This window comes from Phenylobacterium sp. (assembly GCF_036264965.1).
Classification (GTDB): Bacteria; Pseudomonadota; Alphaproteobacteria; order Caulobacterales; family Caulobacteraceae; genus Phenylobacterium.
Map to the genome: position 1 here is coordinate 1 of NZ_DATAPY010000141.1, position 11,082 is coordinate 11,082.

General features: G+C 67.8%; 8 protein-coding genes. 5 read left to right on the forward strand and 3 right to left on the reverse strand.

Annotation, left to right across the window (positions count from 1 at the left end; all coding sequences use genetic code 11):
• On the reverse strand, positions 1 to 404 hold a 404-nt coding region (locus VHS75_RS18850), incomplete at its 3' end, for a dicarboxylate/amino acid:cation symporter (RefSeq protein ID WP_329640157.1).
• A 382-nt stretch (positions 405 to 786) separates the two neighbouring features.
• Here VHS75_RS18850 and VHS75_RS18855 point away from each other — a divergent pair.
• Entirely contained in the window at positions 787 to 2,238 is a 1,452-nt protein-coding gene (locus tag VHS75_RS18855; RefSeq protein ID WP_329640158.1) for an AMP nucleosidase, read from the forward strand.
• 12 nt (positions 2,239 to 2,250) lie between these two features.
• On the opposite strand, the gene VHS75_RS18860 is transcribed toward VHS75_RS18855, so the two are convergent.
• A complete protein-coding gene (locus tag VHS75_RS18860; protein ID WP_329640159.1) occupies positions 2,251 to 2,673 on the reverse strand; it encodes a hypothetical protein in 423 nt (140 codons plus the stop codon).
• Positions 2,674 to 2,836: 163 nt separating this feature from the next.
• Here VHS75_RS18860 and VHS75_RS18865 point away from each other — a divergent pair, with 163 nt between their 5' ends.
• Both VHS75_RS18865 and VHS75_RS18870 read left to right on the forward strand, forming a co-directional pair.
• A complete protein-coding gene (locus VHS75_RS18865) occupies positions 2,837 to 5,134 on the forward strand; it encodes a TonB-dependent receptor plug domain-containing protein (RefSeq protein ID WP_329640160.1) in 2,298 nt (765 codons plus the stop codon).
• Positions 5,135 to 5,269: 135 nt separating this feature from the next.
• Positions 5,270 to 7,579, forward strand: coding sequence for a TonB-dependent receptor domain-containing protein (locus VHS75_RS18870; RefSeq protein ID WP_329640161.1), 2,310 nt, complete (start codon positions 5,270 to 5,272; stop codon positions 7,577 to 7,579).
• Positions 7,580 to 7,592: 13 nt separating this feature from the next.
• On the opposite strand, the gene VHS75_RS18875 is transcribed toward VHS75_RS18870, so the two are convergent.
• Positions 7,593 to 8,585, reverse strand: coding sequence for an acyltransferase (locus VHS75_RS18875; RefSeq protein ID WP_329640162.1), 993 nt, complete (start codon positions 8,583 to 8,585; stop codon positions 7,593 to 7,595).
• Positions 8,586 to 8,651: 66 nt separating this feature from the next.
• Here VHS75_RS18875 and VHS75_RS18880 point away from each other — a divergent pair, with 66 nt between their 5' ends.
• Both VHS75_RS18880 and VHS75_RS18885 read left to right on the forward strand, forming a co-directional pair.
• Positions 8,652 to 10,106, forward strand: a complete 1,455-nt coding sequence (locus VHS75_RS18880) for a hypothetical protein (protein ID WP_329640163.1) — start codon at positions 8,652 to 8,654, stop codon at positions 10,104 to 10,106.
• Between the two features lie 53 nt (positions 10,107 to 10,159).
• Complete coding sequence (locus VHS75_RS18885; protein ID WP_329640164.1) at positions 10,160 to 10,948, forward strand: tyrosine-protein phosphatase; 789 nt, start codon at positions 10,160 to 10,162, stop codon at positions 10,946 to 10,948.
• The last annotated feature ends 134 nt before the right edge of the window (positions 10,949 to 11,082 follow it).

The following is an 11,082-nucleotide window of genomic DNA, read 5'->3' on the forward strand; positions in this document are numbered from 1 at the left end:
GTGACGAAATCCTTCAGGGTCATCGAGGCGGCGACGGCGTCGGTGTGGGCGGAGACCGGCGGCAGGGCCAGGTTCAGGCCGACGCCCGGCTGCAGCCAGTGGACCATCGTCAGGCCCAGGGTCAGCGACACCAGCGAGGCGGCGATGAACCAGGCGATCGCCTTGCCGCCGACCCGGCCGATGGCCGCGCCGTCCTCCATGTGGGCGATGCCGACCACCAGGGTGGTGAACACCAGGGGCGCGATGATCATCTTGATCAGCCGCAGGAAGACGTCGGTGATGATCGAGAGGTTGCCGGCGACCGTCTTGGCCATGGCCGGCGTGGCGTATTGATGGACCCCCCAGCCGACGATGACGCCCAGCACCATGGCCACGACGATGAGGATCGAGAAAAGGCGGTTCATTCAGGGTCCCGGGGCGTTTCTTCGGGCGCCTTTGTCGCTGGGAAGCTTGGCTTCGTCCATCCCAGCCGGTGCGTGGATCGCGCCCGACGCTGCACTGCCGGAAAAAGAGACGACGCTTCCGAGACTCCGCGGCAGCGAAAGCTCAGTCTTTTTAGCCACGGAAAACACGGAAAGAGCACGGAAGGCAGGTCGGCTGAGAGGTCGGAGCTGAATTGAATCGCGCGCAATCAGATCACCCCCCGAACTTCGGAGATCGAATCTCCTTCCGTGCTCTTTCCGTGTTTTCCGTGGCCATTCTTAGTTGCGGCGCCGCTCCGCGGCCTTCAGGACCCACAATCGCGGCGGCTCGCCAAGCTTGGGCGGGGGCGGCTATAATGGGGCGATGACATCGAAGACAGCAGCAGCCGGCATCGTTGATCGGCTCGAAGACGAATACCGCAAGACGGTCGAGGCCCTGAGGGGCGCCCTGAAGGAATTCCTGGCCGGAGGGCCGCCGCCCGACCCGGCGGTGCGCGCGGCCGGGGCCTTCGTCTATCCGGAGCTGCGCCTGCACTGGCCGGCCGGACAGCCGTTCCCGCGCACCAGCCGCGCCTACGCCCGCATCGGCGCGCCGGGCCACTATGCGGTCACGGTGACCAAGCCCAACCTGTTCCGCGGCTATCTGATCGAGCAGCTCAGCCTCTTGATGGAAGACTTCAAGGTGGAGATCGAGGTCGGCCGCTCGACGCAGGAGATGCCCTTCCCCTACGTCCTGGACGGCCAGGCCGACATCGCCCTGGCGGACATCGGCTCCGCCGAGATCGCACGGCATTTTCCGACGACGGAGCTGGCCTATATCGGCGATGAGATCGTCGACGGATCCTGGGCGCAGCGAGCGGACGAACCGCGGCCCATGGCGCTGTTCGACGGACTGCGCACCGACTTTTCCCTGGCGCGGCTGGCGCACTACACCGGCACGCCCGCGACCCACGTCCAGCAGTATATCCTGTTCACCAACTACATCCGCTACGTCGACGAGTTCGTCCGCTGGGGCTGCGAACAGATCAAGGCTGGCGGTCCGTACACGGCGCTTTCGGCGGCTGGAAATGTGCTGGTCGACGCCTCGACGGAGGACCCGGAGGCGGTGGTTCAGGCCGCCGCTTGGCGCAAGCACCAGATGCCGGCCTATCATCTGATGGCCAAGGACGGCGCGGGCGTCACCCTGGTCAACATCGGGGTGGGTCCGTCGAACGCCAAGACCATCTGCGACCACCTGGCGGTGCTTCGGCCCCAGGCCTGGCTGATGATCGGCCACTGCGGGGGCCTGCGCGGCAGCCAGACCATCGGCGACTATGTCCTGGCGCATGCCTATCTGCGCGACGACCACGTGCTGGACGACGCCCTGCCGCCGGAAATCCCGATCCCGCCGATCGCCGAAGTGCAGGTGGCGCTGAACCGCGCCGCCGAGATCGTCACCGGCGAGACCGGCGAGGTGCTGAAGCGGCGTCTGCGCACCGGTACGGTGGTGACCACGGACGACCGCAACTGGGAGCTCCGCTATTCGTCGAGCGCACTTCGGTTCAACCAGAGCCGGGCGGTCGCCATCGACATGGAAAGCGCCACTATCGCCACCCAAGGCTACCGCTTCCGCGTGCCCTACGGGACCCTGCTCTGCGTGTCGGACAAGCCGCTGCACGGCGAGATCAAGCTGCCTGGCCAGGCCAACGCCTTCTATGACCGCGCCATCGGCCAGCACCTGCGGATCGGCATCGCCACCATGGACCTGCTGCGTCAGGAAGGCCCGCGCCTGCACTCGCGCAAGCTGCGCAGCTTCGACGAGCCGCCGTTCCGGTAGGGGGTCAGGCCGTCAGGGCAGGTCCTTGCGCGGGATCGCCGCCACCTCTTCCGGCGTCAGCTTGCGCAACGCCCGCGCGATCAGCGGTTCGCGATAGCCCTGGTGGTCGGCGAGCGTCAGGTCGAGGTCCAGGGGCGAGCAGATCCAGTCCGACCCGCGGACCTTGTTGATCAGGAAGCGGTCTCCGTCCTTGTAGACGTGGCTCCCGGGGGTCAGGTCTACGCGGTAGATGTCGCGAACACCCACGCGCAGGTACAGGAAATCGCTGTGGCCCGGCGCGCTCCAGCCCTCCCAACTGTTGCTGGCGAAGCAATCGCGTTTGGGGACGGCCTTGTCGGGCGCCGTCGTCGCGCCGGCCGCCCCCGCAGCGGTCAGGGTGGCGGTCAGGGCGGCGATGGCAAGCGCCGCCGCGGTCGGATTGAAGCGTGGAGTCATGGCGTTCTCCCTACATCCCTCGGGTTGTATGCGAACCGCTGAGGGTGGGTTTCAGTCTAGCCCAGATTGCGGCGCCGATGGGTCAAGGTTTGACAGCTCGGCCCGGCGCAAATTACGGCTGTACTTGCTCCTGCGAGGCCTTCATTTGGCCACCTGAGGTTGAATGACTGTGTTTGTCGGGGACGGGGGCCGCTTCGTGGCGAAATCGAGGATCTGTTGGGCCGGGCTGGCCGGCTGCGCGCTGTTTGGCGCCACGGCGGCGCTGGCGCAGGGCGAGACGCCGAAGCCGGCGGAGAGCCCGCCCTCGGCGGCCAAGCCGGCCGACCAGGCCAAGGCCGCCGCGCCGGCCAAGCCCGCGCCCAAGACCCACACCGTCGAGACCATCACCGTCACCGGGGCCGCCGCGCCGCAGGTCGAGACCTCCATCGACAAGAAGACCTACACCCTCGGCCAGGACCTGCAGGCGACGACCGGCTCGATCGCCGACGCGCTTCGCAATGTGCCGGCTGTGGAAGTGGACCTGCAGGGGAACCTCTCCCTGCGCGGCGACCAGAACGTCACCATCCTGGTGGACGGCAAGCCGTCGCCGGCCTTCGAGGGCAATGGCCGCGCCGACGCCCTGCAGCAACTGCCCGCCGACCAGATCGCGCGGGTCGAGGTGATCACCAATCCGTCGGCGGCGCTGAACCCTGAGGGCACCGGCGGGGTCATCAACCTGATCACCAAGAAGAGCCGCGGCGGCGGACTGACCGGCTCGGCCTATGTCACCGCCGCCAGCGCCGGGCTGAAACGGGCTGGGGTGAACTTCGGCTACAACACCCAGACCCTGGCGGTGACGGCCTCGTTCGCCGGAAACTACCAGCGCAACAAGAACCACGTGGCCAATGAACGGGACGGGCTGGACGCCGCCAGCGGCCAGTTCCTGAAGAACTTCGACGACAGCATCGGGCGCAACCTGACCCGCGGGCCGAACGGGCGCGTGAACTTCACCTGGACGCCGCAGGACAAGGACCAGTTCACCGGGGCCATCAGCTACAATTCGCTGCTGGTGCACGGCCATCCGGACGACAAATACACCGACGACGGCGTGGGCGGCGTGCCGGTGCTGATCGAAGACCGGTCGGGGCGCCGTCGCTTCCTGGAGACCGACAACAGCATCTCGGCCGGCTGGAAGCACACCTTCGGCGAGGGCCACGAGCTGTCGGCGGATGCGGTCTACAATGACGGCCTGGCGCGCGATCACACGCTGAACACGGTCTTTGCGACCCTGCCGGCGACGCCGGTCCCGCTGGAGCTGATCCGCGACGACGACAGCCGCCACCACGAGGAGCTGAGGGTCGTCTACACCCAGAAGCTGGCGGGCGGATCGCTGACTGCGGGCTACGAGCTGCGCCGCGAGGACAACGACGCCGACTATTCCGACGCCAAGGGGCCGACTCAGTCGGGGCTGATCCTGCAGCCGAGCCTGGCCAACCACTACCTCTATGGCCAGCTGGTGAACTCGCTCTACGCCACCTACCAGCGCAGCTTCGGCGATCTGAGCGTGCAGGCGGGGCTGCGCGCGGAGGACGTGCGCTTCACCCTGGCCCAGCTCACCTCCGGCGAGCGGGACGGCCAGCACTACGAGCGGGCCTATCCGACTCTGCACCTGAACTATAAGCTGGATGACGAGCGCAAGCTGACCGCCAGCTACAGCGTGCGCGTGCAGCGCCCCTTGCCGGTGTTCCTGGACCCCCTGGTCTATGTACTGGGCCCGCAGGACATCCAGGTCGGCAACCCGAACCTGAAGGTCAAGGAGGTGCAGATCTACGAGCTGGGCTACGAACAGCACGTGGGCGGGCAGAACTATCAGGCGAACTTCTATTATCGGAACGCCAACCACGACTTCGCCCAGACCCTGGTCGACCTGGGCGGCGGCCTGTTCCGGTCGACTATCGCCAACTTCGGCATCAGTCGCGCCGCCGGGGCGGACTTCAACGCCAATGGCAAGCTCACGTCGAAGCTGAGCTACAGCCTGAGCCTCAGCCCCTATGTGAACTGGACCGACACCTCGAACCTGGCCATCGCGCTCGGTCATCACGAGGTGGGCGGCGTCAGCGGACGGGCCAACCTCAACTGGCAGGTGCGCCCTGACGACATGGTGCAGCTGAACGCCATCGAAAGCGGCCGGCGACTGGCGACCCAGGGCGAGAGCGAGCCGGCCTTCACGCTCAACATGGGCTGGCGGCACACGATCAACCCCCGGCTGACCGCCACGGTGACGGCGCAGGACCTGCTGGCCGGCAGTCGCTTTCAGCTGCACGCCGACACGCCGATCCTGTTCCAGCGCCTGGATGTGCGGCCGGTGAACCGCGCGGTGTTCTTCCGCCTGGACTACCGCTTCGGCGGCGGCGCGGCCAAGGCCGCCAAGGAGCCCGGCTTCGAGTACGAGAACGGCGGGCCGGCGCCCGGCCCGGGCTAGGAAATCTTCGCCTGGATGACAAATGTAAATTGACAGCGGTCCGCCGCTTAAATTACGGCTGTATCTTGTCCAATCGAGCCTTCATTTGGCCACCCGGCGTTGGGCGAATGTGTTCTTCGGGGACGGGGGCCGCCCATGGCAGGCTTGAGGAATTGGCGGGTCGGCCTGACGACCGTGGGTTGCGTCCTGCTGGGCGCAAGCTCCGCCATGGCGCAGAGCCAGGCGGCGAAGCCGGCGGACAGTGCGCCCGCCCAGCCGGCCGCACAGGCGACGCCGGCCAAGCCGTCCGCCGCGCCCGCCAACAAGGCCAAGGCCGCCGCGCCCGCCAGGCCGCCGGCGAACGGGCATACCGTCGAGACCGTCACCGTGACCGGCGCTGCGCCGCCGGATGTCGAAAATTCCATCGACCGGAAGAGCTACACGCTCGGCAAGGACCTGGCCGCCACCTCCGGCTCCATCGCCGACGCGCTCAAGAACCTGCCGTCGGTGGATGTCGACGTCCAGGGCACCCTCAGCATCCGGGGCGATCCCAACGTCACGATCCTGGTGGACGGCAAGCCTTCGGCGTCGTTCGACGGGGCCGGCCGCGTCGACGCCCTGCAACAGCTGCCTGCCGACCAGATCGAGCGGGTGGAGGTGATCACCAATCCCTCGGCGGCGCTGAACCCGGAAGGCTCCGGCGGGGTGATCAACCTGATCACCAAGAAGAGCCACGGCGCCGGCGTCACCGGCTCGGCCTACGCCACCGTCGCCAGCGCCGGGTTGAAGCGGGAGGGCGTCAATTTCGGCTACAACTCGCCGAAGCTGGCGGTCACCGGCTCGCTGGCCGGCAACTACCAGAACAACAAACAGCACGGCGACACGGAGCGCACGACCGTCGATCCCACCACCGGCGCCCTCGTGAAGAGCGGCCAGACCGGCATCGGGCGCAATCTGGCGCGGGGGCCTACAGCGCGGCTCTCGGTGACCTATACGCCGGAGGAGAAGGACCAGTTCACCGGCTCGGCGACCTACAACGAGCTGCTGGCCCAAGGTCACCCGGACACCGTCTACACCATCGACGGCCCGGACGGCTTGCCCGCCAACATCCTGCACGAGCACGCCGAGCGGCGCGGGTTGAACCTGGAGAAGAGCCTGAACGCCGGCTGGCGGCACACCTTCTCCGAGGGGCACGATCTGTCGGTCGACGCGATCTACAACGCCTCGGAATACCACAACAACTACCTCTACATGTCCGAGCAGCTGCTGCCGCTGGCCGCGGTTCCCTTCGAGGCGACGCGCAACGACGAGGGCGACCATCACGCGGAACTTCGGGTCGGCTACGACCAGCACCTGGCCGGGGGATCGCTGAAGGCCGGCTATGAACTGAAGCACGACGACAACGACCTGAACTACGTCGAACGCCTGGGGCCGACGGAAGCGACGCTGGTCCCGGTGGATAGCTTGGCGAACCACTTCCTGCTGCACCAGACCATCAATGCCGCCTTCGCCACCTATGAGCATGCGTTCGGCGACCTGAGCGTCCAGGGCGGCCTGCGGATCGAGGAGCTGAACCTGCGCCTCGCCCAGCTCACCTCGGGCCAGCGCACCGGCCAGGACTACGCCAAGGCCTATCCGAGCCTGCACCTCGGCTACAAACTGGACGACGACCGCAAGGTCACGGCCAGCTTCTCCAGCCGTGTGCAGCGGCCGCCGGCCTTCCTGCTCAATCCCCTGCTGCAGGTGCTCGATTCCCGCGAGGTGGCGGTCGGCAATCCGAATCTGAAGCCGGAAGAGACCCAGTCCTATGAACTCGGTTATGAGCAGCGGCGGGGCCAGACGACCTACACCACGACGCTCTATTACCGGCGCAAGGTCAACCAGATAAACCAGATCGAGGAGCAGCTCGCCGATGGCGTCATCGAGTACAGCTTCGGCAACATCGGCCGCAATCAGGCGACGGGCCTCGAGCTCAGCGCCAACGGCAAGCTGACCTCGACGCTCAGCTACAACGCCTCGACCAACATTTCCTGGAACCAGATCTATGCCGCGAATCTGGTGGCCAACGCGCCGTCGGAGTCCGCCTATGCGATGGGCGGCCGGCTGAACCTCAACTGGCAGGCCACAACGAACGACATGCTGCAGTTCAACGCCAGCGTCGGGCCCAGGCGGCTGATCGCCCAGGGCTTCATCCTGCCCAACTACGCGGTGAACCTGGGCTGGCGGCACAAGCTGAACGACCGGATCACCGCTACGATCACCGTGCAGGACCTGCTGGCCAGCAACAAGTTCCAGCGGCGGCTGGACACGCCAACCTTTGTCGAGCGCTTCAACGGGCTGAACGTGACGCGCTCGGTCTTTTTCCGTCTCGACTACCGGTTCGGCGGCGCGAGCAGCAAGGCGGCCAAGGAGCCGGGCTTCGAGTACGAGAATGGTACGCCGCCGGCGGGCCCGGGCGGGCGCTGAGCACGGCGCGCGGTCAGGCGGCCTTGAGGCGGAACGCCGGGCGGCGCGCCCAGGCGAGCATCGGCTTTTCGAACAGCACGTGGGCCCGCCACGCCAGGGCGACGCTGGCGGCCGCGGCGGTCAGAACGATGATGTCCGGCGGCAGGCCCCGGACCCGGCAAAGCGCCAAGCTGATCAGGCCCACTATAGGCAAGTGTATGAGGTAGAGGGCGTAGGAGGCGTCGCCCAGCCGGGTCTGCACGCCTTCCCGGGCCTCGATCTGCAGGGTGCCCCAGACGATCAGGGCGGCAGGCAAGCCCAAGCCCAGGACCCGGCCCCAGGCCATGTCACCGTTCAGGAAGTCGACTATGGAGGGCCCTAAGGGATAGACCATCGGGCCGAGGAGCCAGGTCGCCGCCAGGCCGACCGGGATCAGCCAAATAGCGCCGCGCCAACGGGGCAGCCGCGCCAGGCCCACGCCCATCAGGAACTCCAGGATGATCGGATTGCCGATGAAGCGCAGCAGCGGGCTGGACCGCAAGCAGAGCGCCGTCACGAACAGGGCTAGCAAGGCCCAGATGAGCTTCGGCCGCCAGATCACCAGGGCGGCGGCGGTGTAGAACAGCACCTCGAAACAGAGGGTCCAGGCGACGGGCAGGGCAGGCGGGACCATCCGGTCGAGCGCCGGCCAGAGCGTGAGGCTCGTGAAGGTCTGCCGCCAGTCCACGCTCCCAACCATCAGGTCATGGCCGACGAGGTAGAAGATGGCCAGGGGCAGGTAGAGCGGCAGGATGCGCTGCGCGCGCCGGGCGATGAAGGCCCCGGCGGTCAGGCCCTGCGAGGTCAGGGTGATGATCACGCCCGAGAGCACGAAGAAGACGTCGACGCCCACCCGGCCGAAAAGCGCGGCGCCCTCGCCCAGAACGCCAAACTCGTGGACGGTCTGAATCGTGCAAGTGTAGGCGTGAAAGAGTACGACGGCGAAGGCCGCCCAAAACCGCAACGCCTGTAGCGACCAAATCTTCACCCGCGCAGCCTACTCGGCAAACCTGACCACAATCCTGACGGGCGACGGATCGAGGGGGCGCGACCGATGCAAGGACGAACATCGACCGGCGGTGGGGCAGGTTTTTCCACGCGCCTGGCGATGCGCGGCGTGGCGCCGCCGGCCGCGGCCGTCCTGGCGTTCCTGGCGGCGCTTTCAACGCGGCTCCTGAACGACGGGGACAGCTGGTGGCACGTGGCGGCCGGCCGGCTGATGATCGCGCGGCGCGCCGTGATCCACAGCGACCCGTTCTCCTACACCTTCGCCGGCGCGGCCTGGCATACCCACGAATGGCTGGCCCAGATCCTTCTGGGCGGCGCGTTCGGCGTGGGCGGCTGGAGCGCCGTCGTGATCCTGACGGCGGCCGCCATGGGGCTGACCGCCTGGCTGCTGGGCCGGGACCTCAGCCGCTGGGTGGACGGCCTCCCGCTCCTCTGTCTCGTGGCGCTCGGCCTTGGTCTCGGGACCGGCAGCCTGCTGGCGCGGCCGCATATGCTGGCCTTGCCGATCCTGGAAATCTGGACCGCCGAGCTGATCCGGGCCCGGGCCGAGGCGCGTAGCCCCCGCTGGATCGTGCTGCCGTTGATGGCGCTATGGGCGAACCTGCACGGCAGTTTCATGTTCGGCCTGGCGCTGATCGGGCCCTTCGCGCTGGAGGCGTTGCTGGCCGCGCCGTCGTTCGGGGCGCGTCGTGACGTCGTCCTGCGCTGGGGGACGTTCGGGCTGGCGGCGGCGGCGATGGCGGTCATCAGCCCCGACGGCGTCGGGACCTTGCTGTTCCCCATCCAGCTCCTGGGGATGAAGAGCCTGGCGCACATCGGCGAATGGGCGCCGGCCAGCTTTGCGACGGTCGGACCCCTGGAGGTCGCCCTGCTGGCGACCCTCTTCGTGGCGATCACCCGGCCGCTGCGGCTGCCGGTCATCCGCGCGCTGCTGCTCCTGCTGCTGCTTTACCTGGCGCTGCAGCACACGCGGTATGAGCAGATGCTGGGCGTGATCGGCGCCCTGATCCTGGCCGCGCCGATGGCGCGGGCGTTTGGCCAGGGCGCGGATGCCGCCGCGTCGGGCGAGCGGCCCGCCAGGACGCCGATCCTGACCACAGCGGCCCTGTCGATCGCGCTCCTGCTGGCGGCGGGTCGGCTCGCGTGGCCGGTGGTCCTGGGCGATGACGTCGACAGGCCCGCTTCGGCGCTGGCCGCCGTTCCTGCCGCGACGCGGCAGACCCATGTCCTCAACGAATACAGCTTCGGCGGCTATCTCATCGGCCACGGCGTGGCGCCCTTCATCGACAGCCGCGCCGATCTCTACGGGGATGCCTGGCTCGAAGCCTACGACCGGCTGATCCGGCCAGACCGCGCGGCGCTGGCCGCCACGCTGGACGCACGCCAGATCGGCTGGACCCTGTTCAAGGCCGGATCGCCGGTGGCCGACGCCATGGACGAAATGCCGGGATGGCGGCGGCTCTACGCCGACCGCTGGGCCGTCGTCCACGTCCGCCGCTGACCGCAGAGACCGGCCCTCGATCCGCCGCGCAAATCCGGCTATCTGGCCGGCCCATGACCCAGTCCAACGCCCGGCACATCGACTTCGACGGCATCGAGAACTTCCGCGATTTCGGAGGCTACGACACCGTGCACGGACGGCCGCTGAAGCGGGGCCTGCTCTACCGCTCGGCCAACCACGCCTACGCCAGCGAGGCGGACCTGCAGCGGATGCGCGAGATGGGCCTGGCGACCATCGTCGATCTGCGCCGCAGCGAAGAACGCAGGCGTGAGCCCTCCAAGCGCTGGGCCGGCTTCGACGGCCAGATCATCGAGAACGATATCGTCTCCGACCACGGCGACTGGGCGGACCTGATGAAGGGCCTCACAGATTTGCCGCCGGAGTGGTTCTACAACGATGGCATGGGCTATTACCGCCGCGCGCCGTTCGAGCCCCGGCACATCGACCTCTTCACCCGCTACTTCGGCACCCTGGCGCAGACCGAGGGGCCGATCGTGGTGCATTGCGCGGCGGGCAAGGACCGCACGGGCCTGATCTGCGCGCTGACGCACCACGTGGCGGGCGTCGGCCACGACGACCTGATGGCCGACTATCTCCTGACCAATGACGAAAGCCGCATGGCGCGGAAGATGGAGTTCCTCGGCCCCTGGCTGGAGAAACAGGTGGGGATCAAGGCTTCCGACGCGGCGCTGCGGGTCGCGGTCTCGGTGCACGCCGACTATCTGGAGACGGCCTTTGCGGCGATCCTCGAACGCCACGGCAGCCTCGACGCCTACCTCGCCGAGGTGCTGGGCGTGGACGAGGCCCTGCGCGAAAGGCTACACGCCCGTCTCCTCGCCTAGTACTACAGTTGCGCATATTTGCGTCTTTGATAGTGGCAGAGGGTCGCGGCCGCCTGGTGTCGTCGTCGCCATAGTGACCAGGCGATGATGTAGGGCTTCTGTGTCGGAGGGAAGATGAGCAGGCGCGCGAGCAG